This is a genomic window from Pseudarthrobacter raffinosi (assembly GCF_023913735.1).
Classification (GTDB): domain Bacteria; phylum Actinomycetota; class Actinomycetes; order Actinomycetales; family Micrococcaceae; genus Arthrobacter; species Arthrobacter raffinosi.
Genome location: NZ_JAMXBH010000007.1, coordinates 1 through 25922, shown reverse-complemented (window position 1 = coordinate 25922; position 25922 = coordinate 1). Strand labels below are relative to the sequence as shown.

The 25922-nt window shown below is 65.3% G+C and carries 20 protein-coding genes and 2 pseudogenes; 7 read left to right on the top strand and 15 right to left on the bottom strand.

Annotated elements, in window-relative coordinates:
• Positions 1 to 6 precede the first annotated feature (6 nt).
• Together NG698_RS07715 and NG698_RS07710 are read right to left on the bottom strand one after the other, a co-directional pair.
• A complete protein-coding gene (locus tag NG698_RS07715; protein WP_252569374.1) occupies positions 7 to 906 on the bottom strand; it encodes a ParA family protein in 900 nt (299 codons plus the stop codon).
• Between the two features lie 253 nt (positions 907 to 1159).
• A complete protein-coding gene (locus NG698_RS07710) occupies positions 1160 to 2509 on the bottom strand; it encodes a cation:dicarboxylate symporter family transporter (RefSeq protein ID WP_252609117.1) in 1350 nt (449 codons plus the stop codon).
• A gap of 139 nt (positions 2510 to 2648) precedes the next feature.
• Here NG698_RS07710 and NG698_RS07705 point away from each other — a divergent pair, with 139 nt between their 5' ends.
• Both NG698_RS07705 and NG698_RS07700 read left to right on the top strand, forming a co-directional pair.
• Complete coding sequence (locus NG698_RS07705; protein ID WP_252609115.1) at positions 2649 to 4289, top strand: sensor histidine kinase; 1641 nt, start codon at positions 2649 to 2651, stop codon at positions 4287 to 4289.
• Positions 4286 to 4999: a response regulator gene (locus NG698_RS07700; protein WP_252609114.1), complete on the top strand. Its 714-nt coding sequence runs from the start codon at positions 4286 to 4288 to the stop codon at positions 4997 to 4999. Before NG698_RS07705 ends, NG698_RS07700 begins: the two co-directional genes overlap by 4 nt.
• 17 nt (positions 5000 to 5016) lie before the next feature.
• On the opposite strand, the gene NG698_RS07695 is transcribed toward NG698_RS07700, so the two are convergent.
• From NG698_RS07695 to NG698_RS07685, 3 genes and pseudogenes are all read right to left on the bottom strand, one after another.
• Positions 5017 to 6114 (bottom strand): pyridoxal-phosphate-dependent aminotransferase family protein, encoded by a 1098-nt coding sequence (locus NG698_RS07695; protein ID WP_252609112.1) that lies wholly within the window; start codon positions 6112 to 6114, stop codon positions 5017 to 5019.
• 40 nt (positions 6115 to 6154) lie between these two features.
• Positions 6155 to 7638: pseudogene (locus NG698_RS07690) on the bottom strand (NCS1 family nucleobase:cation symporter-1).
• Positions 7639 to 8254: 616 nt separating this feature from the next.
• Positions 8255 to 10153 carry an acetate--CoA ligase gene (locus tag NG698_RS07685; RefSeq protein ID WP_252609192.1) on the bottom strand — a complete coding sequence of 633 codons (1899 nt, stop codon included), beginning with the start codon at positions 10151 to 10153 and terminating at the stop codon, positions 8255 to 8257.
• Between the two features lie 173 nt (positions 10154 to 10326).
• Between NG698_RS07685 and NG698_RS07680 the strand changes: the two are divergent.
• The 4 genes and pseudogenes from NG698_RS07680 to NG698_RS07665 all read left to right on the top strand — a co-directional run bounded on the left by NG698_RS07680 (position 10327) and on the right by NG698_RS07665 (position 14654).
• Positions 10327 to 10987, top strand: a pseudogene (locus tag NG698_RS07680) (GntR family transcriptional regulator).
• Positions 10980 to 12500, top strand: coding sequence for an MmgE/PrpD family protein (locus NG698_RS07675; RefSeq protein WP_252600693.1), 1521 nt, complete (start codon positions 10980 to 10982; stop codon positions 12498 to 12500). The pseudogene NG698_RS07680 and the gene NG698_RS07675 overlap by 8 nt, the downstream one beginning before the upstream one ends.
• A 33-nt stretch (positions 12501 to 12533) precedes the next feature.
• Positions 12534 to 13439 (top strand): methylisocitrate lyase, encoded by a 906-nt coding sequence (gene prpB / locus NG698_RS07670; protein ID WP_252600691.1) that lies wholly within the window; start codon positions 12534 to 12536, stop codon positions 13437 to 13439.
• Positions 13440 to 13514: 75 nt separating this feature from the next.
• On the top strand, positions 13515 to 14654 hold the full coding sequence (locus NG698_RS07665; RefSeq protein WP_252609111.1) for a bifunctional 2-methylcitrate synthase/citrate synthase: 1140 nt from the start codon (positions 13515 to 13517) through the stop codon (positions 14652 to 14654).
• A gap of 108 nt (positions 14655 to 14762) precedes the next feature.
• On the opposite strand, the gene NG698_RS07660 is transcribed toward NG698_RS07665, so the two are convergent.
• The 10 genes from NG698_RS07660 to NG698_RS07615 all read right to left on the bottom strand — a co-directional run bounded on the left by NG698_RS07660 (position 14763) and on the right by NG698_RS07615 (position 24497).
• A complete protein-coding gene (locus tag NG698_RS07660; protein WP_252600689.1) occupies positions 14763 to 15236 on the bottom strand; it encodes an 8-oxo-dGTP diphosphatase in 474 nt (157 codons plus the stop codon).
• A gap of 29 nt (positions 15237 to 15265) precedes the next feature.
• Positions 15266 to 16249, bottom strand: a complete 984-nt coding sequence (xerD, locus tag NG698_RS07655) for a site-specific tyrosine recombinase XerD (RefSeq protein WP_252609110.1) — start codon at positions 16247 to 16249, stop codon at positions 15266 to 15268.
• Positions 16249 to 16911, bottom strand: coding sequence for an NUDIX domain-containing protein (locus tag NG698_RS07650; RefSeq protein ID WP_056342385.1), 663 nt, complete (start codon positions 16909 to 16911; stop codon positions 16249 to 16251). Before NG698_RS07650 ends, xerD begins: the two co-directional genes overlap by 1 nt.
• A gap of 25 nt (positions 16912 to 16936) precedes the next feature.
• Positions 16937 to 18682 (bottom strand): CTP synthase, encoded by a 1746-nt coding sequence (gene pyrG / locus NG698_RS07645; protein WP_252600686.1) that lies wholly within the window; start codon positions 18680 to 18682, stop codon positions 16937 to 16939.
• A gap of 88 nt (positions 18683 to 18770) precedes the next feature.
• On the bottom strand, positions 18771 to 20510 hold the full coding sequence (recN, locus tag NG698_RS07640; protein WP_252609109.1) for a DNA repair protein RecN: 1740 nt from the start codon (positions 20508 to 20510) through the stop codon (positions 18771 to 18773).
• Between the two features lie 3 nt (positions 20511 to 20513).
• On the bottom strand, positions 20514 to 21539 hold the full coding sequence (locus NG698_RS07635; protein WP_252569416.1) for an NAD kinase: 1026 nt from the start codon (positions 21537 to 21539) through the stop codon (positions 20514 to 20516).
• A 13-nt stretch (positions 21540 to 21552) separates the two neighbouring features.
• Positions 21553 to 22365, bottom strand: coding sequence for a TlyA family RNA methyltransferase (locus tag NG698_RS07630; RefSeq protein ID WP_252609107.1), 813 nt, complete (start codon positions 22363 to 22365; stop codon positions 21553 to 21555).
• A 2-nt stretch (positions 22366 to 22367) separates the two neighbouring features.
• Complete coding sequence (locus NG698_RS07625) at positions 22368 to 22598, bottom strand: hypothetical protein (RefSeq protein ID WP_252609106.1); 231 nt, start codon at positions 22596 to 22598, stop codon at positions 22368 to 22370.
• Between the two features lie 9 nt (positions 22599 to 22607).
• Complete coding sequence (locus tag NG698_RS07620; RefSeq protein WP_252609105.1) at positions 22608 to 23597, bottom strand: HAD-IIA family hydrolase; 990 nt, start codon at positions 23595 to 23597, stop codon at positions 22608 to 22610.
• Between the two features lie 6 nt (positions 23598 to 23603).
• The gene (locus tag NG698_RS07615; protein WP_252609104.1) at positions 23604 to 24497 is read right to left on the bottom strand and encodes a hypothetical protein; all 894 of its coding nucleotides are present in this window, start codon (positions 24495 to 24497) and stop codon (positions 23604 to 23606) included.
• On the opposite strand from NG698_RS07615, the gene NG698_RS07610 reads away from it, so the two are divergent.
• The coding region (locus tag NG698_RS07610) for a hypothetical protein (protein ID WP_252609103.1) at positions 24450 to 25922 on the top strand (1473 nt) is incomplete at its 3' end. The two genes, NG698_RS07615 and NG698_RS07610, sit on opposite strands and share 48 nt — an antisense overlap.

Here is a 25922-nt window from a genome sequence, read left to right as displayed (position 1 = left end):
GCGTCTTTAGGGTGCGCCGCCGCGCGAAATCAGCTCTTTGGCCAGGCGGCGGTAGGCATCGGCGCCGATGTGGCTGCCTGCGTAGCTGGTGATCGGTTCGGCCGCGACGGTGGCGTCCGCGAACTTGATGGAGCGTTTGATGACGGTCTCGAAGACTTTGTCGCCGAAGGCTTCCACCAGGCGGGTGATGACTTCGCGGCTGTGGAGCGTACGGGCGTCGTACATGGTGGCCAGGACACCATCAACCTGCAGTCCGGGGTTCAGCCTGTCCTGGACCTTGTCGATGGTTTCCACCAGCAGGGCTACCGCACGGAGTGCGAAAAACTCGCAGATCAGCGGGATGATCACGCCGTGGGCGGCGGTCAGGGCGTTGACCGTCAGCAGGCCCAGGGAGGGCTGGCAGTCAATCAGGACGACGTCGTAATCGTCTTCGACTTTTTTCAGCGCCCTGTCCAGGACCTGCTCACGGGCGACTTCATTGACCAGCTGCACTTCTGCGGCGGAGAGGTCGATGTTGGCTGGCAGCAGGTCCACGTTTTCGACGCCGGTCTGGTGGATGGCGTCGCGGATGTCCACCTTGCGGTCCATGAGGACGTTGTAGATGGTGAGATCAAGCTCGTGCGGGTTGATCCCCAGGCCTGCTGACAGGGCACCCTGGGGATCAAAGTCAACCAGGAGGACACGGCGGCCGTACTCGGCCAGCGCTGCTGCAAGGTTGATGGTGGATGTGGTCTTACCTACGCCGCCTTTTTGGTTGACCATGGCGATGACGCGGGCCGGACCATGGGACTGCAGCGGCGCGGGCTCCGGAAATTCACGGTAGGGGCGCCCTGTGGGACCCATCACGGCGTCTTCCAGATCGAGTTCCGTGCCTTCCAGAGTTGCTGAACCCTGTTCGCTGCTCACGTATCTCTCCACACTTTCGATGACGGTCATTGTTCTGCCGCTGACTGACCAGCGCCCATGCTTGTTTCCACCCAAGGCTACAACGCCCGACACGGCATTCTGTGGAACTTGACTTTTGATGGTGTTTGAGCCTTGACCTTTTACCTGAGGTCGAAGGTTGACCAGTCCCGACGCAAAACCGCCCGCACAGGTTGTCTGTGCGGGCGGTTTTCCGCGCCTGGCGCTTGTCCCTTAAGGACTTGTCCTCTATGGACTAGGCGTTTGCCGGAACTGGCTGCACCGGCTGCGCCGGGGTTTCGTGTACCTCGTGGTGGCCGGCGATCATGGTCTGCTCGTCGAAGGGCTCTTCGCCGGACAGGACGCGCTGGACCTGCTCGCCGTCGATCTCCTTGACCCAGGTCCCGATCAGGAGCGTGGCCACAGCGTTGCCCGTGAAGTTGGTCAATGCGCGGGCTTCGGACATGAAGCGGTCGATCCCGACGATCATGCCTACGCCGCCGAGGAGCTCGGGCTTGTGTGCCTGGAGGCCAGCGGCCAGTGTGGCGAGGCCTGCACCTGTGACACCGGCTGCACCCTTCGAGGCGATGATCATGAAGATGAGCAGGGATACCTGGGCGCCGAGATCCAGAGGGGTTCCCATGGCGTTGGCCACGAACAGCGATGCCATGGTCAGGTAGATGGCCGTGCCGTCGAGGTTGAAGGAGTAACCGGTGGGCACGGTGACGCCGACGACCGGCTTGGACACGCCCAGGTGCTCCATCTTGGCGATCAGACGGGGCAGTGCGGCCTCGGAGGAGGAGGTGGAGAAGATCAGGAGGTATTCGCGGGCCAGGTACTTCATCAGCTTGAAGATGTTCACGCCGGTCACCACCTGGAGCAGACCGCCGAGGATCACGACTATGAAGAGGGCGCAGGTGATGTAGAAGGCCACCATGAGGGTGGCCATGCTCACGATTGCCGCGACACCAGTGGCACCGACGACGGCGGCGATGGCACCGAAGGCGCCCACCGGAGCAAGCCACATGATCATGATCAGGATCCTGAACACCACTACCTGGCCGTGGCCGATGGCCTTCAGGACAGGAGCGCCCTGCGCACCCATCTTCTGGAGGGCGAAGCCTACGAGGATGGCAGCGAAGAGTGTTGGCAGAACGGGAATGTCGCCCGGAATGATGCCCAGGAGGAAGGCAACGGTGCTGTCTACTTCTGCCTTCTTACTGGGGTCGTACGCCGCCAGCTTCAAACCTTCACCCGGGTGGATCAGGTTGCCTACCACAAGGCCGATGCCCAGCGCGAACGTGGACATAACCATAAAGTAGCCCAAGGCCAGGCCGCCCACCTTGCCTACGGTGGCTGCCTTGGCTATGGAGCCAATGCCCAGGACGATGGTGCAGAAGATGATCGGCGCGATCATCATCTTGATGAGCTTGATGAAGCCGTCGCCGAGCGGTTTCAGCGATTTGCCGACCTCGGGAAACAGGAGGCCGACGACGGCGCCCGCGATCACGGCGACAATGACGGCGATGTAAAGGTAATGGGATTTGTCCAGCCCCTTGCGGGCGGCCTTTGCAGGCGCTGCTGACTCTCCTCGTTGAGAAGCCATGATGTGTCTCCTTATGGATAATCTGGTAGACGCTGCGGCGCAGTCTCTGGCCCATAGCGTCGGTCCGGTGTGATATCCATCATTAGGCACACCGTGACATAGCTCACCGTTGCGTTCATATTGGTCATGGAAGGTGCCGATGATCCACAAATGGAGTCTTGCCAAGAGGTTTTTGGTCACACACCTGCTGTTCACGCTGGCTCTGACGATGCTCGTCGGAACGGCATCGTACCTCGACGCCCGGGACCGCACTTACACCGAGGCCGGACTTCGGATGCGCGGCATTGCGGCAGCCGTGGCCACGAACCCCCTTGTACTGGAGGCGATCGAGTCTACCGATCCGTCATCAATCCTCCAGCCTTACGCGAAAGACGTCATGGAAGGTGCCGGCGCGGACTTTGTCACGATCATGGCGCCGGACAGGACCCGCTGGACGCACCCGAACGATCAGGAGCTAGGGAAGCCCTACATCGGCTCCATCGACGCTGCCCTTAAGGGGCGTCCTGAGACTGAAATAGTTTCCGGAACCCTCGGCCCCTCCGTGCGCACCATCGTCCCGTTGCTCGACAGTGGGGGAACAGTGCGAGGGCTTGTGGCTGCGGGCGTCACCGTAGGGTCCGTCGACGGTGACGTTTTGGGAAGGCTGCCCGCTGTAGTGATCATTGTTCTGGCCATGCTCTTCGGGGGGTCACTCGCAGCCTGGTTACTGGGACGCTACCTGCGCGGTGTCACCAGGGGGTGGGGCCCGGAACAGCTGGCACAGCTGTTCGCCTATTACGAATCAGTACTGCACTCCGTCCGCGAGGGGCTCATCCTGATCGACACAAAGGGCCGGGTGGTCATGTACAACGACCATGCAGCCGAGTTGCTGGGACTGGAGCACCGCGGTTCAGGCGACGACCAGTTGCGGCCACCCCTGCTGTCAGACCTGCCTCTTGCCGAGAGCCTGAAGGAACTCTTTGAATCCGGCCGCACGGCCCACGATGAAATCCATCTGACGGGTCCGCGGATTGTGGTGGTGAACCAGGGCCCGGCCGTGGGTCCCGACTCCCCCGGCCTCCGCCGGCCGGCGGTGTTCGGCACCGTGGCCACCATCCGGGACCGGACGGAGATCGAATCGCTGGGCAGTGAACTGGAAACAATGCGGACGCTGTCCGACGCCCTCCGTGCCCAGACCCACGAGCACGCCAACCGGCTGCACACCATGGTTTCCCTGCTGGAGCTGGGGCGAACCCGGGAGGCCTTGGAGTTCGCCACGAAGGACCTCGAACTGAGCCAGCAGTTGACCGACGAGATGGTGAGCTCCGTGGACGAGCCGGTCCTCAGCGCCCTGATCATGGGTAAGGCGGCCGAAGCGAATGAGCGCGGGGTGAAGCTGACGCTCTCCGCCGAGGGGTCTGCGTCCGTTGCGGGCCTGGCCGTCCAGGACCTTGTCACCATTCTGGGAAACCTCCTGGACAACGCGATCGACGCCGCCGCGGATGGCGCGGTTCCGAGGACGGTGGAGCTGACCGTGGAGTCCGACGCCGAGGGCCTGGACATCACGGTGGAGGATTCCGGCTCCGGCGTGGACCCCGCCGCCGTGGAGGATATTTTCCGGCATGGCTTCAGCACCAAGGCGTCCGGTCCGTTCGGACGCGGCATTGGCCTGGCCCTCGTCCGCCAGGCTGTGCAGCGCCTGGGCGGTACCATGACCATCACCGGCAAGGACGGCGCACGCTTCCAGGTCTTCCTGCCGGCCATGGCCGCCGGAACCGACAAAGAGGAGCAGTTCCAGTGAGCGATATCCGCGTCCTCGTTGTGGAAGACGAGCCGGTGGCGTCGGCCGCGCACGCGGCCTACGTGGGCAGGATGGCAGGATTTATGCTGGCCGGGATGGCCCCTGACGGCCAGTCCGCGCTCAGGCTGCTGGGGGAGCTCGCGGCTGCCGGCGAGCCGGTGGAACTGGTCCTGCTCGACATGAACCTTCCGGACCTGCATGGGCTGGACATTGCCCGGCGGATGCGTGCGGCAGGAATCCTGGCGGACATTATTGCCATCACCGCGGTCCGGGAAGTGGCGATTGTCCGGAGCGCCGTGGCCATCGGCGTGGTCCAGTACCTGATCAAGCCCTTCACCTTTGCCACGTTCGAAGACAAGCTCTCCAGCTACCGGTTGTTCCGGCAGCAGTTGGCCTCCCCGGAGTCCGGGGCGGGCAGGACCGGGGCTTCCCAGAGCGATGTGGACCAGGCGTTCGCGAGCCTCCGGGCGCCGTCGGAATTGCCTCTGCCGAAAGGCCTGTCCGTCTCCACGCTCGACTCCGTCAAGGAGTACCTGAAACAGCATTCGGGATCCGTTTCGGCCACAGAGGTCATGGCGGCGCTTGGCATGTCCCGGGTGACCGCCCGCCGCTACCTCGAATACCTGGCCGACGCCGGCACCCTCACCCGCGCCCCGCGCTATGGCACCCCCGGCCGCCCGGAGAACGAATACGGCTGGAAGCGGCCCTGATACTGCAGAGTCTGTGGCTAGGCAGAGGCGATGGCTTCCTTGAGGGCCCCCAGCGCCAGAGTCACTGATGCGGCGTTTGCGTTGGGTCCCATCATTCCGATCCGCCAGATGCTGGAAGCATACTTGCCCGCCCCTGAGCCAATCTCGATGCTGAAGTGCTCCAGAAGATGGCGGCGCACGGCCGCGGAGTCGACACCGTCCGGGACCTTGACAGTGGTGAGGCTGGGCAGCCGGTGGCCCTCGGCCGCGAACAGCTCAAGTCCCATCTCCTGGAGCCCCGCCTGCAACGCGGCCCCTGCCGCGCGGTGGCGCGCCTGGACCGCGTCCAGTCCCTCGGCCAGGATTCTTTGCAAGCCCGCCTCGAGACCGGCGATCATGGTGACCGGCGGCGTGTGATGGTAGGTTCTGCCGCTGCCGCTGGCGGCCCCGACGTAACCGCCGAGCAGTCCGACGTCCAGGTACCAGGAGCGGGGATTCTTGATCCTTCGCTCGAAGGCCCTACCCGACATGGTGAAGGGCGACAGCCCCGGTGGCACGCCGAGGCATTTCTGGGTGCCGGCATAGCCGACGTCGATTCCCCAGTCGTCTGCCAGGAGTTCCAGGCCGCCGATGGATGTCACGGCGTCGACAATTAACAGCGCATCACCCTTGTTCTGCCCGAGCGACGCGACGTCGGACAGCACGCCAGTCGACGTTTCAGCGTGGACGGCCGCAATCACCTTCGGCCGCGGGTGGGTCGCCAGGACGCGTTCGACGTCGATGGGCGTGCCCCATTCGTGGTCTACACGAACCACAGTGGCGCCGCAGCGGCGGGCCACGTCACACATGCGCTCACCGAAGAGGCCGTTGACGGCGATCACTGCCACATCGCCGTCGTCCACGGTGTTCACAAAAGCCGCTTCCATGCCGCCGGAACCGGTGACGCTCAATGGCAGAGTGCGGGCATTCTGAGTCCCCCAGACCGTGCGGAGGCCCTCGCAGGTGCTATCGAGCCGTTCAATGAAGACCGGATCCAGGTGCCCAATCACCGGATGCGCCAATGCGGCGGTCACTTCGGGGTAGCAGTTGCTCGGTCCCGGACCGAACAGGAACCGCGAGGTCAATACCTGAAGCATTGGAACTCCTTCGTTGGGGCTCTTGCCCTTGTGGGGCCGGTCAGTGCTTCGGGGCGACAGCGATCTCCTCGCCGTCGACGGCGTGGAACGGCGCGTGGCGATCCATGATCAGAAGGTAGGTGACGGCGGCCAGGATCGCGCCGACGAACCAGGAGAAGCCGGAAATGTAGGTGAACGCAGGGACGAGAGCCAGCACCAGGGCGACGATCGCGGCCGGTGTACCCGCGATGACAGCCTTCCGGTTGACGCCACGGGTGTAGGCATACTCCCCGTCGGGGGAGTCCGAGTACAAATCCGGAATGTTGACCCGGCCCTTCCGGACCAGCCAGTAGTCGGCCATTATCACGCCGAACAGTGGCCCCAGGAGGGCGCCCAGCCCGCCGAGGAAGTAGACGATGACCACGGGCGAGTTGTACAGGTTCCACGGCAGGATCACTAGGCCGATCAACGCGGAGATAATGGCTGCGCGGCGGAAGGTCAGGGTCCGCGGGAAAAGGTGGGCCAGTGTGTAGATGGGAGCCACGAAGTTGGCCATGAGGTTCACGGCCACCGTCAGGATGATCAGAGCCAGGCAGGCAAGCACCAGCAGGAACGTATTCGGGATGGCGTTGACGATGTCGGTGGGCGACTCGATGACTGTTCCGTCGATCTTGTACTGGGCGCCGGCGAGGACGATCACGATGGCGGCGAAGAAGAGCATGTTGATGGGGATGCCGAAGAAGTTGCCGCGTACCACCGACCGCTCCGAGGGCGCGCCCCGGGTGAAGTCGCAGAAGTTCAGCACGAACGTCCCGTAGACGACGACCCATAGCGCCGCGGACTGGAAAATCCGCACCCACATCACTGGGCCGGTCAGCGAGTCGGCGGTGGACCAGGCGATGGTCCCGCCGGCCTCCACCAACATCCAGACGGCCAGCGCGAGCATGGTGACCAGGATTATGGGGCCGGCGAAGGCCTCGTACTTGCGGATCATCTCCATGCCGAAGCTCACGATCACCGTCTGCATCGCCCACAGCGCAACGAACGAGATCCAGCCCAGAGTCGAGAGTCCGAGGAACGAGTCTGTATCGAGCGGCGCCAGGGACGGCGCGAGGGCCAAGATGAGCACCCGGAGCACCACCGAGGCCAGATAGGTCTGAATGCCGAACCATGCCACGGCCACAGCGCCGCGGATGATGGCTGGGATATTGGAGCCCCGGATGCCGAACGCGATCCTGCTCATGACCGGGAACGGCACGCCCGTCCGCTCGCCCATGAACCCCGAGAGGTTCAGGAGAAGGAACAGCAGGACGGCGCCGAGCAGGAAGGCGAGCATGATCTGCAGGCGCCCAATCCCAGGGCGAACAGTCCGATGGCGAACACGTAGTTGCCCAGCGAGTGCACGTCATTCGCCCAGAGCGTGAAGATGCTGTAGGCGTGCCAGGTGCGGCCCTTGCGCGTGGTGGGCGCCAGGTCCTCGTTGTAGAGTCGGCGGCTCACGCCCGCGGGCACCTGGACCCGCGTGGCTGGCCCTCCCCTCACGATCTCCTCGACCGCGGGGTCACCGGTGCCCCACGGCTCCGGGTCAATCAGATTCGGGTGCCCGTGCTCGTCGGGACCGTGTTGGTGGGACATAATGCAGACCTCCGAGTGGCGGAAAGGGCGTTGCGGGTGTGGACGGGAACTGGTGCTGCGGATGCGGAGCACCACCCTTGTACGGGTGGCGCCATGGAATTAAAATTCCGCATCTCGGAAAAAATCTTTCGTGCCGTGAAACTAATGTAGCTGTGGGGCAGATCACGGTCAAGGCTTCTTCGCGTCCGGGGGTTCGACGTCGCGGTGCTTCGGGGAGCGCTCAGCTTTCCCCGCCGGATGCGCCGGCCTCGGTGTCCACCACGGTGCCCGCAGATAGCTCTCGCGTACGTTCCCGGACAGCGCCTTGCCCTGGCCCGGGGTGATGGGATCTTCTGGTGCAGTGTGCCGGCGTCGTGGACATTCAGTCGTGTCCATTCACTCGACCACCTGCTCAACCCCGACGCCGCTGCCGCTGCCCGATCAGTTCACCGCTTTCTGCCATTACTCACCACCAACGCTCAAGAGGCTCCGGGCGGAAAGTCCGGTTAAACCGCCGATGGAGCCCAAACTAAACGCGACTGCAGTACTAAACGGCGCCTTCTGGCCGGAGCTCGCCCAGCAACTGCCCGATGACGTCCGGATCGTCAATCGTGGAGGGCACCACGTACGCTTCGCCGTCGGCTATTTGCCGCATGGTCTTGCGCAGGATCTTCCCTGACCTGGTCTTGGGGAGCGCTTCGACCACTGTGGCGTGTTTGAAGTCGGCCACCGGCCCGATGTCCTTCCTGACAAGGGCGATCAGCTCCCGGACCAGCTCGTCCTCAGGGGTGGTGACCCCTGCTTTGAGCACCACGTAGCCGCTGGCCCGCTGACCCTTGAGGGGATCCGCCACGCCGATCACGGCACATTCAGCGACGGCCGGATGGCTGGCGATGACCTGCTCAATCGCACCGGTGGACAGCCGGTGGCCGGCCACGTTGATGATGTCGTCGGTCCGGCCCATCACAAAGACGTAGCCGTCAGCATCCCGGTAGCCGCTGTCGCCCGTGGCGTAGCTGCCTTCGAAGGCAGCCAGGTACGAGGACACATAGCGGTCGTCGTTCTGCCACAGGGTTGTAAGGGTTCCGGGAGGCAAGGGAAGCTGCAGGACAATGTTGCCCTCCTCCCCCTGCTGCACCGCCGCCCCGGAGCCGTCGACAATCTTCAGTTCGAAGCCGGGCATGGGCACGGTAGGTGACCCGGGCTTGAAGGGAAGGTCCTCCAGCCCGCGAGGGTTGGCGCAGATGGCCCAGCCGGTTTCGGTCTGCCACCAGTGGTCCACCACCGGAACACCCAGGACCTCACCTGCCCAGCGGTAGGTGTCCGTGTCCAGCCGCTCGCCGGCCGCAAACAGCGTGCGCAGGGTGGAGATGTCGTACCGGGCCAGCTCTGCCGCCTGAGGATCGGCCTTGCGGATCGCGCGCAGGGCCGTGGGTGCGGTGAACAGGACGTTGACCTTGTGGTCCTGCACCACGCGCCAGAACGCTCCCGCATCAGGCGTCCCCACGGGCTTGCCCTCGTAGAGGACCGTGGTGGCACCGGCCAGCAGCGGGCCATAAACAATGTAGGAATGACCCACCACCCAGCCGACGTCGGACGCCGTCCACATCACGTCACCCGGACCGACGTCGTAGATGTTTGCCATGGTCCAGCTGAGCGCCACTGCATGGCCGCCGTTGTCCCGTACAACGCCCTTCGGCGTGCCGGTGGTGCCCGAGGTGTAGAGGATGTAAAGGGGGTCGGTTGCTGCGACATCCACTGCTGCCGCCGGGGCGGCCGCGTCAAAGCACCGGTCCCAGTCCAGCCAGTCCGGATACTCGGATGCCGAGTGCACAAAGCCTTCCCGGTCCTTGACTATGACGGGCGTCTGCCCAGCGCCGGCGAGTTCGAGCGCTTCGGCAACCGCCGGAAGATACTCCACCCGGCGCGAGGGCTCAATCCCGCCGGACGCCGTCACAATCGCGGCCGGACCGGCATCCTTGATGCGGGCGGCGAGTTCCTTGGGCGCGAATCCGCCGAAAACCACCGAATGCACGGCCCCGAGCCGGGCGGTCGCCAGCATCGCGATGGCGGCCTCGGGAATCATGGGCATGTAGATGACCACCCTGTCCCCTTTGCGGACTCCCTGCGAGCGCAGCACACCCGCGAACCGCGCCACGAGGTCCGTCAGTTCGGCGTAGCTGTACGTGCGTTTGATCCCCAGCATCGCGGAGTCGTAGATGAGGGCATCCTGGTCCCCGCGGCCGGCCTCAACGTGGCGGTCCAGGGCGTTGTAGCTCGTGTTGAGCATGCCATCGGGAAACCATTGGAACAGCGGGGCGGCCGATCCATCAAGCGCGGTTTCCGGCGTCCTGGACCAGGTCACGCCGCCTGCTGCCTCAAGCCAGAAGGCGTCCTTCTTTTCGATGCTGCGCGAATATGTTTCCCGGTAATTTCCGCTGACCATCATGGGCTCCCGTTCACGTCGCTGTGTTGCCACCATGCTATGCGGGCAACCCGCACCAGACAAGGCCTATGTATACATACCTGCGGCTATTTCGCTGATCAACTGGCTTTTGCTGGGTCTTTCGGCAATTCGTGTATACACTGGTGCCCATGAGCAGATTGACGGGAGGGACCATGCGGGCCAGCGACAAAGCCTATGCGACGCTTCGCGAAGACATTATCGAATGGCGCCTGACGCCCGGAACGGTCCTCGCCGAAGTGGAGCAGTCGGAGCGCCTGGGCGTCTCACGCACTCCGGTCCGGGAGGCGCTGAGCCGGCTTAGCGCAGAAGGGCTGACGACGGCGGCAGGCGGCCGCGGCGTCGTCGTCACCGACATCTCACTGGAGGACATCGATGAGATGTTCGAGCTCCGCGAAACCCTCGAGGGCAGGGCTGCAGCCCTGGCTGCCGAACGCGGCGAGCGCGCTGTCTTTGAGAAGCTCCACACCGATCTCCTGCGGGCGCAGGAGCTGATCAGCGACACCGATCCGGCCCGGCATGAGTATTACGCCCTGGTGGGCCGGCTGGATGAGGCGATCGACGCCGCCATCTCCAACTCCTACCTCGCGCAGGCGATGCGCAGCCTGCGTGTCCATCTGGTCCGGGTCCGCCGCCTCGCGGCCGATGACGCCCCGCGACTGTACGCTGCCGCCGTCGAACACGCGGCCATCGCGGAGGCCATCGCCGCAGGCAACGCCAGGCTTGCCGAAGCAGCCACCACCCTGCACCTGCACCGCAGCCTTTCCCACGTCAAAGCTACCCACCCACAGCACTAAGAAGGAGCACCATGGTTAAGCTCAACCACGTCCGCGTCTACAAGAGCGAAGAGAACCTGGCCCGTGAAGACCAGCTGGCGCACAAGATCGCCGTCGTCGCCGCCGACGCCGTCGAGGTCACGCCCGAGGTCACCGAGATGGTCATCAACCGTGTCATCGACAATGCCTCCGTGGCCATCGCTTCCCTGAACCGCGGCCCGATCGTGGCTGCCCGCGCCCAGGCGTTGACCCACGCACCGACCACCAACGGCAAGGGCGCCGGCGTCTTCGGCATCACGGACCGCGTCTCCCCCGAGTGGGCAGCCTGGGCGAACGGCGTGGCCGTCCGCGAGCTCGATTACCATGACACGTTCCTGGCGGCTGACTACTCCCACCCTGGCGACAACATCCCGCCGATTCTCGCCGTTGGACAGCACGTCGGCGCGAGCGGCAAGGACCTGATCCGCGGCATCGCCACCGGCTACGAGATCCAGGTCAACTTGGTCAAGGCGATCTGCCTTCACAAGCACAAGATCGACCACGTGGCCCACCTCGGCCCGTCCGCCGCTGCCGGCATCGGCACACTCTTGGGCCTGGACGTCGAGACCATCTTCCAGTCCGTCGGCCAGGCGCTGCACACCACCACGGCCACCCGCCAGTCCCGCAAGGGCGAAATCTCCACCTGGAAGGCGCACGCGCCGGCGTTCGCAGGCAAGATGGCGGTGGAAGCCGTGGACCGCTCCATGCGCGGCCAGACCTCCCCCGTGCCGATCTACGAAGGCGAAGACGGCGTGATCGCCTGGATGCTGGATGGCCCGGACGCCTCCTACGAGGTCCCGCTGCCCGAGGCCGGCGAAGCCAAGCGCGCCATCATGGACACGTACACCAAGGAACACTCCGCCGAATACCAAGCCCAGGCCTGGATCGATCTGGCCCGCAAGCTGCATACTGAGCACCCCGAGGCAACGGACCCGTCCAACGTGACGTCGGTCCTGATCAAGACCAGCCACCACACGCACTACGTGATCGGTTCGGGCGCCAACGACCCGCAGAAGTACAGCCCCACGGCCAGCCGGGAAACCCTGGACCACTCCATCCCGTACATCTTCACGGTGGCACTCCAGGACGGCTCCTGGCACCACGTTGACTCCTACAGTCCTGAGCGTGCCGGCCGCGCCGACACTGTGGAGCTGTGGAACAAGGTCAGCACCGTCGAAGACGCCGAATGGACCCGCCGCTACCATTCGCTGGACATCGCCGAGAAGGCCTTCGGCGGTTCCGTGGAGATCACCCTGAACGACGGCACGGTCATCACCGACCAGATCGCCGTAGCGGACGCGCACCCGCTCGGCGCCCGGCCGTTCGCCCGCCAGCAGTACATCAACAAGTTCCGCACCCTGGCAGCCGGTCTGGTCGCAGAGGAGGAAATCGAGCGATTCCTCGCCGCCGCCGAAAGCCTTCCGGACCTGGGCCCGGGCGAACTGGACCAGCTGAACATCACCGCCGCCCCCGGCGTCATCGACCTCAGCAACGCACCCGCCGGCCTCTTCTAAGCTCTGCCTACCCACCCCGCACAGGAGAATCAGATGCTGTATTCCAAGACAACCCCGGAACAGAAGCGGATCGCGCTTCGCGCCATGCTCGCGTCCGGCACCATCCAGCAGTTCCCGGGCGCGTTCAGCCCGCTCTCGGCGCGGCTGATCGAGGAAAAGGGCTTCGCCGGTGTTTACGTCTCCGGAGCGGTGCTGGCCAATGACCTGGGCCTGCCGGACATCGGGCTGACCACCCTCACCGAGGTGGCCACGCGTGCCGGGCAGATCGCCCGAATGACTGACCTGCCCACGCTGGTGGACGCGGACACGGGCTTCGGCGAGCCCATGAACGTGGCCCGCAGCATCCAGGAACTGGAGAACGCCGGCCTGGCCGGCTGCCACATCGAAGACCAGTTCAATCCCAAGCGCTGCGGGCACCTGGACGGCAAGAACGTGGTGGACCAGGACACGGCCACCAAGCGCATCCGCGCCGCGGCCGACGCCCGCCGCGATCCGAACTTCCTCATCATGGCCCGGACCGATATCCGCGCCGTGGAGGGAATCGAAGCCGCCAAGGACCGGGCACGGGCCCTCGTGGAAGCCGGTGCTGACGCCATCTTCCCGGAAGCGATGAAGGACCTGTCCGAGTTCCAGGCCATCCGCGACGCCGTGGACGTGCCGATCCTTGCCAACATGACCGAGTTCGGCAAGAGCGATCTGTTCACCGTGGACCAGCTGCAGGGTGTGGGCGTCAACATGGTCATTTATCCGGTCACGCTGCTGCGCATTGCCATGGGCGCAGCAGAGCGTACTCTGGAATCGATCAAGGCAACAGGGTCGCAGGAAGCACAGGTGGAGAACATGCTCACCCGTGCGCGGCTTTATGACCTTGTGGACTATGAGGCCTACAACCACTTCGATACCGGCGTTTTCAACTTCCAAATTCCCGGCGTCCGCTAGGACCCGAGAGCTCACCAAGGAGACTGCAAGCATTCCGGCACATCCGGGCTTGCCCAATGAACGAAGGAGGACAGCATGGAAGCTGTTGATATCAAGAAGGGCCTGGCCGGCGTCGTGGTGGACTACACCGCGGTTTCGAAGGTCAACCCGGACACCAATTCGCTGCTGTACCGCGGCTATCCCGTCCAGGAGCTCGCCGCCAAATGCAGCTTCGAGGAAGTGGCCTTCCTCTTGTGGAACGGCGAACTGCCCACCCCTGAAGAGCTGTCCGCGTTCTCTGCCCGCGAGCGCGCCGGCCGCGCCCTTGATCCTGTGGTGAAGAAGATCGTCGACACAATTCCCGCTACCGCCCACCCGATGGATGTCTGCCGGACCGCAGCATCCGTCATGGGCGCCCGCCACCCTCTGGCCGAGGACTCCTCGCCCGAGGCCAACATGGCCAAGGCCGTGGACCTCTTCGCAGCCATGCCCGCGGTGGTCGCCTACGACCAGCGACGCCGGCGCGGCCAGGAAGTCGTGGAGCCCCGTGATGACCTGGGCTACTCGGAAAACTTCCTGTGGATGGCGTTCGGCGAAGACCAGGTCCCGGAGGTCGTGGAGGCCTTCAACGTCTCGATGATCCTGTACGCCGAGCACTCCTTCAACGCCTCCACCTTCACCGCCCGCGTGATCACCTCCAGCCTGTCCGACCTGCACTCGGCAGTAACGGGCGCAATCGGCGCACTCAAGGGCCCGCTGCATGGCGGCGCCAACGAAGCCGTGATGCACACCTTCGACGAGATCGGCATCCGGCCTGAGGAATCACTGGACGAAGCGGCCGCCCGGGCAAAGGCTTGGATGGAGGATGCACTGGCCCACAAGAAAAAGGTCATGGGCTTCGGCCACCGCGTCTACAAGCACGGGGACTCCCGCGTCCCCACCATGAAGGCCGCGCTGGACAAAATGATCGCCCACTACGGCCGCCCTGAACTGCTGGGGCTGTACAACGGCCTCGAGCAGGCCATGGACGAGGCCAAGGCCATCAAACCGAACCTCGACTACCCGGCCGGCCCCACCTACCACCTGATGGGCTTCGACACTGCCACGTTCACTCCCCTGTTCGTGGCCAGCCGCATCACCGGGTGGACCGCCCACATCATGGAACAGGCAGCCAGCAACTCCCTGATCCGCCCGCTGAGCGAGTACAACGGACCGGACGAACGGCACGTTCCGTAATCCTCCCCACCGGCTCCCAACCTCGCAAGCTCGGTTCGGGTCCCTCGCCGGCGTGGGCCCAACCGGCCCGCCGTCGGCCGTTACGCCAACGCCAGAGGTGGGGCGTGATCAGTCCAGCACTTCGCGGACGGTCTCGTTGTCATCGTTCAGGACCACTGTCAGGCGCAAGAAAGACCCGGCAAGGGCGAGCGGCAGCCAGTGCGCTGCGTCCTGCCACATCCGGTCCACCGGCAAGGCGCCGACGTCGAACCATTCCGGCCGGATCTCGGCACTTTCGGCCGGCTGCCCGGTCCAACTGGCTGCGACAAAGAGCCGCGAACTCATGTTCCACTCCGGGCGGGCAGGAAAATCGAAGGTCACCACGCCGGCGTCGCGCAGATCCTCCTGCCGGACCACAATCCCGGCTTCCTCGTGGACTTCGCGGCAGGCAGCCTCTTCATCCGTCTCCCCCGGCTCAACATGGCCGCCAAGTCCCACCACTTTGCCGCGGCCGAAGCCGGTCTTCTTCAGGCCAAGCAGGACCTGTGGCACACCGGCGGACTCACGGGTGAGAAAGCACAGCGTGACAGGGGTAAACGTCATGCCCCAACCCTATAGCCTGGCCGCCGGCGTCAGCCCAGCGCCCGAGGGTGGGCTGCTGCGTAAATTTCCCTCAGTGTGTCAGCCGTAACCAGGGTGTAGACCTGCGTTGTGGTAACTGAGGCGTGCCCCAGGAGTTCCTGCACCACGCGGACATCGGCGCCGCCTTCGAGCAGATGCGTCGCGAACGAGTGTCGCAGTGTGTGCGGGGAAACATCCTTGGTGACGTTGGCTTTGTCCGCGGCCGCCTTCAGGATGGTCCAGGCGCTTTGCCGGCTGATCCTGCCGCCGCGGGCGTTCAGGAACAGGGCGGGCGTTCCCTTGCCCTTCGCCGCCAGCAGTGGACGGCCGCGCACCAGGTACGCGTCCACAGCCCGCGCCCCATAGGATCCCAGCGGCACCAGCCGTTCCTTGGATCCCTTGCCGAACAGGCGGACCACGGCGGGCCCGGCTTCGGCCTCGTGCAGGGCGATGTCGTCAACGTCCAGGCCCACGGCCTCGCTGATCCTCGCCCCGGTGGAATAGAGAAATTCGAGCAGGGCCCGGTCCCTGAGCCCTGTGGCGGTGTCCGTGCTCGCGGCTTCAAGGATCCGGGTGACTTCGTCCACGCTGATGGCCTTGGGCAGCCTTTTGCCCGGCATGGGCGGGTGGACGTCGCTGGCGGGGTCCGTCGTTGTGATCCCCTCCAGAGCCCAGAACTTGTGCAGCCCCCGGACGGCCACCACAGTCCTGGCGGCAGACCGGACGCCCAGCGCTGTGCCGCCGTCGGATCCGTCGTTGAGGGCCATCAGGAACCCCGTCACGTGGTGGCGGGTGATCTGGCCCGGGCCGTGGCAGCCTTCCGACGTCACGTAGCGGGAATACCGGGTCAGGTCACGGCGGTAGGCGGAGAGTGTATTTACGGCCAGGCCGCGTTCCACGCCCATATGTTGCAGATACTCGGTGATGGCGCGGTCGATGGCCGTCTGTGGCCGGACGGGCGGCGTCGGGGCTGCCGCCTCAGTACTCGCCGTCATCAACGCTGGCTGGGGTGCGCAGGCCAGGGTGCATCCGCCGGACGCAATCCCGCAAAGCCGTCAGCTTTCGCCGCGGCGGCGGCCAGGATTCCGACGACGGCGGACGGGTTGTGCAGCCTGCCTTCCAGGACTGCGGCCACAGCGTCGTCCAGGGCGATCCAGTGGAATTCAATCTCGGCCTCCTCATCGGTCCGCTCATGGCGTTCGTGGTGAGGCACGTCGGTGAGGTCCCGGGCGAGGTAGATGCGGATGGCCTCGCTGGAGGAGCCCGGCGAGTTGAAGAAGTCCACCAGGACGTTCCATTCGCCGGCTGCAAGGTCCGCCTCCTCGGCGAGCTCGCGGGCAGCGCCCGCCACAAAATCTTCGCCTTCCACATCCAGCAGGCCGGCAGGGATTTCCCAAAGGTCCATGCCCACGGGGTGCCGGTACTGCCTGATCAGCAGAACTTCGCCGGCGTCGTTCATCGGCAGGACAGCCACGGCGCCGGGGTGGTCGATGTAGTCGCGGGTCAGGGACTCCCCTGTCTCGCTCAGCTGGAAGCTGTCACTGACCACATCCCAGATCCGACCTTCATAGACCTTCTCCGTAGACAGAAGACGGCGCGGGCTCGGCGCATCCGAAACCTGCCGTGCAGCTTGTGGGGTTTCAGGTGTGCCGGGCATCGCGCCGTCCTCTACTTATTCGGTTTTATTTTGCGGCAACCGTACGCAACGGCTTGGCTGCCGGCGCGTCCTGTGCTTTCTGGTGGTCCAGTGCGGCCTTGACGAGCCCGGCGAAGAGCGGGTGCGGCCGCGTGGGCCGTGAGCTCAGTTCAGGGTGCGCCTGGGTTGCCACGTAGAACGGGTGGACCTCGCGGGGCAGCTCTACGAATTCCACAAGCTTGCCGTCCGGCGACGTTCCGGAGAACACGAGGCCCTCGGCGGCGATCTGGTCGCGGTATTTGTTGTTGACCTCGTAGCGGTGCCGGTGGCGTTCGCTGACGGTGGTTTTCCCGTAGGTCTCTGCGATGACCGAGCCGTCGTCGAGCTTTGCCTCGTACAGGCCCAGACGCATGGTGCCGCCAAGATCGCCCTTGCCGTCCACGATGTCCAGCTGCTCTTCCATGGTGGCAATCACCGGGTATTTCGAATCCGGCTCGAATTCGCTGGAGGAAGCGCCCTCAAGGCCCACCACGTTGCGCGCATATTCGATCACCATGCACTGCAGGCCCAGGCACAGGCCCAGGACAGGCAGCTTGGCTTCACGGGCGTACTTCAGGGCGCCCAGCTTGCCTTCAAGGCCGCGGATGCCGAAGCCGCCGGGAACGCAGATGGCGTCCACGCCGTCCAGGGACGCCACGGCGCCTTCATGGGTTTCGCATTCATCCGACGGTACCCAGCGGATCTTGACCTTGGTGTCGTTGGCGAAGCCGCCGGCACGCAGGGCCTCGGTCACGGACAGGTAGGCGTCCGGCAGGTCGATGTACTTGCCCACCAGCGCGATTTCCACGTGGTGCTTGGGGTTGTGCACTGCTTCGAGCAGCTTGTCCCAGCTGGTCCAGTCAACGTCCTTGAACGGCAGGTCCAGTGCACGGACGATGTAGGAATCCAGTCCCTGGGTGTGCAGGGTCTTGGGGATGTCGTAGATGCTGGGGGCATCCGGGCATCCGATGACGGCTTCGATATCGACGTCGCACATGCGGCCGATCTTGGCGCGCATCGGCTCGGGGACTTCGCGGTCCGAGCGGACCACGATGGCCTCGGGCTGGATGCCGATGGAGCGCAGGGCTGCCACGGAGTGCTGCGTCGGTTTGGTCTTCAGTTCCTGCGAGGGTCCGATGTAGGGCACCAGGGAGACGTGGACGAAGAAGACGTTGCCGCGGCCAATGTCCTGGCGGACCTGGCGGGCCGACTCGAGGAAGGGCTGCGACTCGATGTCGCCCACGGTGCCGCCGATTTCAGTGATGATGACGTCCGGCGCGTTTTTGCCCTCGGCCGGAAGCCGCATGCGCCGCTTGATCTCATCGGTGATGTGCGGGATGACCTGGACCGTGTCACCGAGGTATTCGCCGCGGCGTTCCTTGGCGATCACGGTGGAGTAGACCTGGCCGGTGGTCACGTTGGCTGAGCCCTCGAGGTTTTCGTCGAGGAACCGCTCGTAGTGTCCGATGTCCAGGTCCGTCTCGGCGCCGTCGTCGGTGACGAAGACTTCGCCGTGCTGGAAGGGGTTCATCGTGCCCGGATCCACGTTCAGATAGGGATCGAGCTTCTGCATAGTTACAGACAGACCGCGTGCCCGCAGGAGGTGACCGAGGCTCGAAGCCGTCAGTCCCTTACCGAGCGAGGACGCCACACCACCGGTTACGAAGATGTGTTTGGTCGTCTTGGACGAGCCCGGGAACCGGGAATTTACACGGGAATTTGATCGCTGCACCACGGAATTCGAGCCTATCATCAATTGAGCCTTTCCCCGATCAGGAACTGTCTCCCCAAATGATCCAGTGTGCATGGCAAGGCGCCCTGCGATCAAGGGGTGCAGGCCGTCAGGCCCGCTGCGGCAGCAGTTTTGCGTCGTCCAGCAGCTCCTGGGCGTGCGCCTGGGCTGATTCTGAATCCTCCTGGCCGGCCAGCATCCGGGCGAGCTCCCGCACCCGCTCCTGGCCGTCGAGGAGGCGAACATCACTGGACGTGAACCCGGTGGCGGTGCCGCCGTCGGCCCCTCTGACGGATGTCTTGGTGACAGTGATGTGCTGGTCCGCGAAGGCTGCCACCTGCGGCAGGTGTGTGACCACCAGGACCTGCACGTGCTGTGCCAGCATGGCCAGCCGGCGGCCAATTTCGACGGCGGCCCGGCCACCGACCCCGGCGTCCACCTCGTCAAACACAAACGTGGGCACCGGGTCCACAGCGGCCAGCACCACCTCGATGGCCAGCATGACCCTGGAGAGTTCGCCACCGGAGGCGCCCTTGCCCAGCGGACGGGCCGGGGCTCCGGAGTGCGGCTGGAGCAGGAACGCGATCTCGTCGGCTCCATGCGGTGTCAGCTGACCGGCCGCCTCACGGGTGATGACCAGCGTGGCGTCGGCCATGGCGAGTGCCTTCAGCTCCGAGCTCACCCGGCCGGAGAGGTCCTTGGCAGCCTTGGCCCGGATTTTGCTGACGGCGGCAGCCTGCTTCTGCAGTTCCGCTTCGGTACGGACAACGTCTGCGTCCAGGGCTTCGATCCTGGTGGAGTCGTCCTGCAGCTCGTCGAAACGGACCCGGGCGTTTTCCGCCCACACCAGGACTTCGTCAATGCTGGGGGCGTACTTGCGGACCAACGTGGCCAGGGCGGCCCGCCGGTCCTCGATCTCGGCGAGGCGTTCCGGACCCTCTGAGTCCAGGCCGGCCTGGTAGCTGGCCAGCTCCGTGGCGATGTCGTTGAGCAGGAAGCCCACTTCGGCCAACCGTGCTGCGGCGGACCCGAGCTCGGCGTCGTGCTCGGCCACGTGCTCCAGGGTCCTTTTCGCAACGTCCACGAGGGTGGTGGCGTCGCCCGCGTCACCGTAGTCCTCCGCGATGAGCGCCTGGTGCGCCGTGTTCGCCGCAATCCTGAGCTCTTCTACGTTGGCCAGTTTCACAGCCTCCGCCTTGAGGGATTCGTCCTCCCCCGGCTGCGGATCCACGGTGCTGATTTCGGCCAGGGCGACTTCCAGCGACTCGGCCTCGCGGAGCCTGTCCCGGGCGGCGCTGCGAAGGGTTTCCAGCTCCGCCTGGCTGGCCTTCCAATGGCTGTAGAGCGCCTGGTAGGAGGCCATCGGGCCCGCCAGCGCATCGCCGGCAAATTTGTCGAGGGCGCCGCGTTGGGCGGACGCCCCCTTCAGCCTGATCTGGTCCGACTGCCCGTGGACCACCACGAGGGTTTCACCGATCTCCGCCAGAACGCCCACCGGGGCGGCCCGCCCGCCCAGGAAGGCCCGGCTGCGCCCGTCCGCACCGAGGCGACGCGCAAGAATAAGCTCAGCGCCGCCGTCGAACTCCTCCACGTCGGCACCCGCTTCAACTGCCCGGGCAATCGCCGGATGCCCGGCGTCGAGCTTGAGGACGGCCTCCGCCGTGGCGCTCTTCGCCCCGCTCCGGACCGCCCCGGCGTCGGACCTCGCCCCCAGCAGTAGGCCGACGGCGGTGACCACCATCGTTTTGCCGGCACCGGTTTCGCCGGTAACGACGCTCAGCCCGGGGCCCAGCGGCAGCGTGGCGTCGGTGATGACGCCCAGATCGCGGATTCTCAGTTCTTCAAGCATGGTTCACTTTGCGGTCGCGGGATCGGTATCGTCCTCCGGCTGGTCGCCGGAGGCAAGCTGGAGCGGCGGCCTGGGCCGCGGCGTCCGGACGATCGGGATGGGTCCGGTGTGAATCGTCTCCGACTGCGGCACGGGCCCGCGCCAGCCGTGAATGGGGAGTTCGAATTTGCGGACCAGACGCGCTGAAAAGGGCGTCTGGTGCGTCCTGGCCAGCCTGACCGGAGTGGCGGACTTGGTCACTTCAACCCGGGCGCCGGGCGGCAGGTCCACGGAGCGCCGGCCATCGCACCAGAGCACACCCTGGGCACCGGTGCGGGTGAGGACTTCCACGGCCAGCCGGGACCGGGGCGATACCACCAGCGGTTTGGCAAAGAGCGCGTGGGCGCTGATGGGAACTATCACCAGGGCCTCGACCTCCGGCCACACGACGGGCCCGCCGGCGGAAAACGCGTACGCGGTGGAGCCTGTGGGGGTGGCCACCACCACGCCGTCGCAGCCGAAGGACGTCAGCGGGCGCTCATCCACTTCGGTCACCACCTCGATCATGCGTTCGCGGTTGCCCTTTTCGATCGCGGCCTCATTCAGGGCCCAGGTATGCCAGATCTTCTGGCCGCGGACCCAGACCTGGACGTCGATGGTCATGCGCTCTTCAACCGTGTAGTCGCGGCGGGCAATCCATTCCACCGTTTGGGCCAGGTCCGCCCGCTCGCTCTCGGCCAGGAAGCCGACGTGGCCAAGGTTGACGCCCAGCAAGGGTACGTCCACCTCGCGCACCAGCTCTGCGGCGCGCAGGATGGTGCCGTCACCGCCCAGGACCATCACCAGCTCGACGTCCGGCAGCTGTACATGGTCGTGCAGGATCTCCACCGGCTGCGTGAGCTGCCCGAAGAATCTTTCCATGTCACGCAGCTCAGACTCCTGCATGACGGGAACAATGCCGGAGTCATGCAGTTGGGCGCAGGCTTCCCAGGCGGCCTTCAGTGACTCCTCGCGGCCAGTGTGGGCAAGGACAAGTACTCGCCTGCTCATCGGGTTCCGCTTTCTAGTGGTTCGGCCAGATTCGGCCAAGCAATCCGTCAATGGCTGCGAGGCGCTCTTCGATCTTAGGCAGTTCTTGGGTCATCCTGCGCTTTATCCACAGGAAGTATTCGACGTTTCCGTCCTGGCCCGGCAGCGGACTGGCCGCTAAGCCGCATAAGTCCAGTCCGGCGTCGAGCGCCGCATTGGCAACTTTTTCCACTGCCATCCGGCGTTCGCGCTCGGAGGTGACCACACCGGTGCGGCCCAGCCGGTCCTTGCCGATCTCGAACTGGGGCTTCACCATCAGCACCAGATCGCCGCCCGGCTGCGTGCACAGCGCCAGGGGCAGGACCACCAGGGTCAGCGAGATGAAGGAGAGGTCGGCTACCGTGAGTTCGGCCTGGCCGCCGATGTCCTCCGGCGCCATGTACCGCACGTTCATGCCTTCATGCACGGCTACGCGGTCATCGGCGCGGAGTTGCGGGACGAGCTGGTCATGGCCGACGTCGACGGCCACCACGTGTGCCGCACCGCGCCGCAGGAGCACCTCGGTGAAGCCGCCGGTGGAGGCGCCGGCGTCCAGGCACCTTTTGCCCGCAACCGTGACCTCCGGGAATACGTCCAGAGCGCCGGCGAGCTTGTGGCCGGCCCGGCTGACGTAGCTGTCCTCTTCCGTGTGCTCGACCGACAGGTCCTTGCCGTCGTCGACCTGGAGGGACGCCTTGGACAGGACCTGCCCGGCCGAGCTCACCTTGCCCTCGGCGATCAACGAAGCAGCGTGGGTCCGGGACCTGGCCAGGCCGCGGGCGACGAGCGCCTGGTCAAGTCGTGCCATGCTCAAGCGTCTCCTTCGCCGTTTGGGGCCTCTTCGTTCAACGCGTGCAGCAGGGCATCGTGGAGGTCGCTGTAAACAGCCTCATGCTCAGACACGGGCAACCGTTCGACGCCGTCCAGCGCGGCCGTTATCGCCGCAATGGATGGATCGCTGGTTGCCGACGCCGCCGTGTCCGGCCATTCCTGTGTTGGCTGGGCTGCTTCCGGATGGTGCGGTTCGTTCAGCTCAGTCATTGGACCAGTCTAATGATTGCGCCACTCGAGTTTGGGTTCGGTGGGCAGTGCGGCGTCGGGGACCGCAGTCCACCAGGCGGCGCAGGCGGCCCGCCAGGAATCCAGGTCGCTCTCGCTGCCGCTGACGTGGATAGTGTCACCGCTGACCCGCGCAGTGGAGGCCCCGCAGCGGTGCGTTCCGTCAGTGTGGTCCAGCGCCGGGTAGGGGCGGTGGAGGTCGCTGAGGGAATTGATGATGTAGTCCGGGCGTTCCGCAGTGCGTGCGGCCAGGATGCTAGCTGTGGTGTCGACGCCGGTCAGCACTGCCACCGTGGCAAACCCGGCGTTGTTGCCGCCGAGGATGTCGGTGTCCAGACGGTCGCCCACCACCAGCGGGCGGTCAGCCGTGAGCCGTTTGGCGGCGGCGTGGAAGAGCGGGGCCTCCGGCTTGCCGGCAACCTGCGGCGTCTGTCCGGTGGCGGCGGCTACAGCTGCCACCAGGGTGCCGTTGCCCGGGGCTATGCCGCGTGCCTGCGGAATGGACATATCGGTGTTGGTTGCGATCCACAGTGCTCCGGCCGACACGACGTACGCCGCCTCGGCAAGATCTTTCCAGCTGATCCCGGGATTGAATCCCTGGACCACGGCTACCGGATCCTCGTCCTGGCTGTAAACAGGCGTCAATCCCACCAGCTCGATTTCCTGCGCCAGAGCGGGGCTGCCGGTGATGAGCACCCGCGCTCCGGGGGCGACGAGTGACGCCAGGAGTTCGGCCGCGGCTTGCGAGGAGCTGACCACCTGGTCGTCGTCCGCCGGTGCACCTAGTTCACGGAGATGCGCCGCTACCTGCGCCGGGGTGCGGGAGGCATTGTTGGTGACATACCCCAGGCCAATGCCCAAACCCTCCAGTTGCTGCAGCGAGTCCACGGCGCCTGGGATGGCGTGCTGCCCGGCGTAGACCACGCCGTCCAGGTCCGCCAAAAGGGCGTCGAACAGGGAAATCAGTGGAACTTCAGTCATAGCGCGCTAGCTGTCCCGTCCGTCAGAGTGGCCATCGACGCCGTTGCTGCTGTCGTCTGCTTCGCTGTGCTCTTCTTCATCGCGCACTTCTTCACCGTGCTCGGCGTCGCCGGCTTCCAGCTCATCTGCTTCGAGGGAATCCTCGTCAGACTCGGCGTCATCGGACTCGAAGAAATCCGATTCCACGTCGTCGATCTCTGCATCCACGGCGGCGGCCTCAACGGCAGTCTTCTCCGCGGCTACCTCGGAACGGGCAGCGGGCGTGGAAGCAGTGGCTTCGGGGCCTGCGGCAGCTCGCTCCAGCAGACGCCGGCGCTGGGCTTCCTCGCGGGCTTCCTCTTCCTCGTCCCAGCCGAGGTCCACGATGTCGGGTTCCTCATCGACGCCGAGGCCCAGGGCATTTTCAGCCACAACTGCCTGCTTCTGCCATTTTGCCGCCTCATCTTCCCGACCAACACCGGACAGGGCGTTGGCGTAGGCCCGGAACAGCCGCGGGCTGTAGGAGAACGCCCGGTTCATGTCCAGCTGGGGAATTTCCAGTTCTGCTACGGCGGCGTCCAGCTGTCCGAGGTCGGTCCGGGCCCCGGCTGCAACCATGGCCAGTTCGACTTTGCCGGGCGCGTCCAGGTCTTTGGCTTCCTCGGAACGTACAACGTCGAGGGCGCGGTCAGGCCGACCAAGTCCGCGTTCGCAGTCTGCCATCACGGGCAGGTGGATGTTTGAACCGCTGATGCGGCGGTAGGTCCGGAATTCGCGCAGTGCTTCGCCGTAGTGTCCTGCCGCGTAAGCAGTGAGTCCGACGGCTTCACGGACGGCAGCCAGCCGGCCACCACGCCGGCTCGCGGCGAGGGCGTGCTGGAAAGCCAGCTCGGGCTCTTCGTCGATCAGGCGTCCGGCCATTACCAGGTGGCGGGCAACCCACTCGGCGCTCTTGTCTTCCAGGGTCTTGATCTGGTGCTGCGTAGCGCGGTCAAGCTCCTTGCCCGTGACATCCTCATCGATTTCCGGGGAACGTTCGCGGTCCGGGCGGTTCGCGCTGCGAAGGTCACGCGCGTTGGGTACACGGACCGGGCGGTCTTCTGCACGGTCCTTGCCGAACTGGCGGGGGCCGGAATCGCCACGGTCAAAGCTGCGGGGGGCGCGGTCCTGGCGGTCTCCGAACGGCTTGCGGTTGTCACCGCCGGAGAAACCTCGACGTTCGCCGTCACCTTCGCGGCGCGGACGGTCACCATAAGGCTTGTTGTCACGGTCACCATAGGGTTTGCGTTCGCCGCCGCCGCTAAAGGGCTTCCGGTCTCCGCCGCCACTAAAGGGCTTGCGCTCTCCGCCGCCAAAGCTGCGACGTTCGCCGTCACCTTCGCGGCGCGGACGGTCACCATAAGGCTTGTTGTCACGGTCACCATAGGGTTTGCGTTCGCCGCCGCCGCTAAAGGGCTTCCGGTCTCCGCCGCCACTAAAGGGCTTGCGCTCTCCGCCGCCAAAGCTGCGACGTTCGCCGTCACCTTCGCGGCGCGGACGGTCACCATAAGGCTTGTTGTCACGGTCACCATAGGGTTTGCGTTCGCCGCCGCCGCTAAAGGGCTTCCGGTCTCCGCCGCCACTAAAGGGCTTGCGCTCTCCGCCGCCAAAGCTGCGACGTTCGCCGTCACCTTCGCGGCGCGGACGGTCACCATAAGGCTTCCGCTCACCGTCACCCTCGCGGCGCGGACGGTCACCAAAAGGCTTGTTGTCACGGTCACCATAGGGCTTCCGCTCACCACCGCCGCCGCCTGTGAACGGTTTCCGGTCTCCGCCACCACTGAAAGGCTTTCGCTCTCCGCCACCGAAGGTCCGACGCTCGCCATCACCTTCACGACGCGGACGATCACCAAAAGGCTTACGTTCGCCGGAACCAGGCGCGCGCTTCGGAGCCTCTGGGTTACGGTCTTCGCGGGAACGGAATCCGCGCGGGTCGCCGCCAGAATTGTTGTTGCCGCGGAAAGGACCGCGGTCGTTGCCGCCGCGGTTGCCGCCGTTGTGCTCAGCCATGGGGATTCCTCCTGTTATGAGCCGACCACTGGCGCAATCGCAGCCGCTCGTTCCGTGTTTCGTTATCCTACGCAACCCGAAATCAAGCGCTTCGAAGTCCGTACATCTCACTCAATTCTAGGCGAGACCCCACCGACAGATGACATGGATCCGCCTCCAGGCCGCCGTCGTGGGAATGTTCACACTCCCCAGGTGACGCTCTCGCAGTTCCTGGAGTGTTCCGCCGGATGCTCTCTCAGTTCGTGCGACGTTCAGCCGGACGCTCTGTCACTTCGTGTGCCGGGTTGTGTGGTGCAC

What these genes read in the sequence shown, in the direction of transcription:
- pyrG (WP_252600686.1), bottom strand. Translation starts at nt 18,682, where the DNA reads ATGATAGGCTCGAATTCCGTGGTGCAGCGATCAAATTCCCGTGTAAAT.
- NG698_RS07710 (WP_252609117.1), bottom strand. Translation starts at nt 2,509, where the DNA reads ATGGCTTCTCAACGAGGAGAGTCAGCAGCGCCTGCAAAGGCCGCCCGC.
- prpB (WP_252600691.1), top strand. Translation starts at nt 12,534, where the DNA reads ATGCTGTATTCCAAGACAACCCCGGAACAGAAGCGGATCGCGCTTCGC.
- recN (WP_252609109.1), bottom strand. Translation starts at nt 20,510, where the DNA reads ATGCTTGAAGAACTGAGAATCCGCGATCTGGGCGTCATCACCGACGCC.
- NG698_RS07685 (WP_252609192.1), bottom strand. Translation starts at nt 10,153, where the DNA reads ATGGTCAGCGGAAATTACCGGGAAACATATTCGCGCAGCATCGAAAAG.
- NG698_RS07660 (WP_252600689.1), bottom strand. Translation starts at nt 15,236, where the DNA reads ATGACGTTTACCCCTGTCACGCTGTGCTTTCTCACCCGTGAGTCCGCC.
- NG698_RS07695 (WP_252609112.1), bottom strand. Translation starts at nt 6,114, where the DNA reads ATGCTTCAGGTATTGACCTCGCGGTTCCTGTTCGGTCCGGGACCGAGC.
- NG698_RS07675 (WP_252600693.1), top strand. Translation starts at nt 10,980, where the DNA reads ATGGTTAAGCTCAACCACGTCCGCGTCTACAAGAGCGAAGAGAACCTG.
- NG698_RS07665 (WP_252609111.1), top strand. Translation starts at nt 13,515, where the DNA reads ATGGAAGCTGTTGATATCAAGAAGGGCCTGGCCGGCGTCGTGGTGGAC.
- NG698_RS07650 (WP_056342385.1), bottom strand. Translation starts at nt 16,911, where the DNA reads ATGCCCGGCACACCTGAAACCCCACAAGCTGCACGGCAGGTTTCGGAT.
- NG698_RS07620 (WP_252609105.1), bottom strand. Translation starts at nt 23,597, where the DNA reads ATGACTGAAGTTCCACTGATTTCCCTGTTCGACGCCCTTTTGGCGGAC.
- NG698_RS07615 (WP_252609104.1), bottom strand. Translation starts at nt 24,497, where the DNA reads ATGGCCGGACGCCTGATCGACGAAGAGCCCGAGCTGGCTTTCCAGCAC.
- xerD (WP_252609110.1), bottom strand. Translation starts at nt 16,249, where the DNA reads ATGACGGCGAGTACTGAGGCGGCAGCCCCGACGCCGCCCGTCCGGCCA.
- NG698_RS07635 (WP_252569416.1), bottom strand. Translation starts at nt 21,539, where the DNA reads ATGAGCAGGCGAGTACTTGTCCTTGCCCACACTGGCCGCGAGGAGTCA.
- NG698_RS07705 (WP_252609115.1), top strand. Translation starts at nt 2,649, where the DNA reads ATGATCCACAAATGGAGTCTTGCCAAGAGGTTTTTGGTCACACACCTG.
- NG698_RS07630 (WP_252609107.1), bottom strand. Translation starts at nt 22,365, where the DNA reads ATGGCACGACTTGACCAGGCGCTCGTCGCCCGCGGCCTGGCCAGGTCC.
- NG698_RS07625 (WP_252609106.1), bottom strand. Translation starts at nt 22,598, where the DNA reads ATGACTGAGCTGAACGAACCGCACCATCCGGAAGCAGCCCAGCCAACA.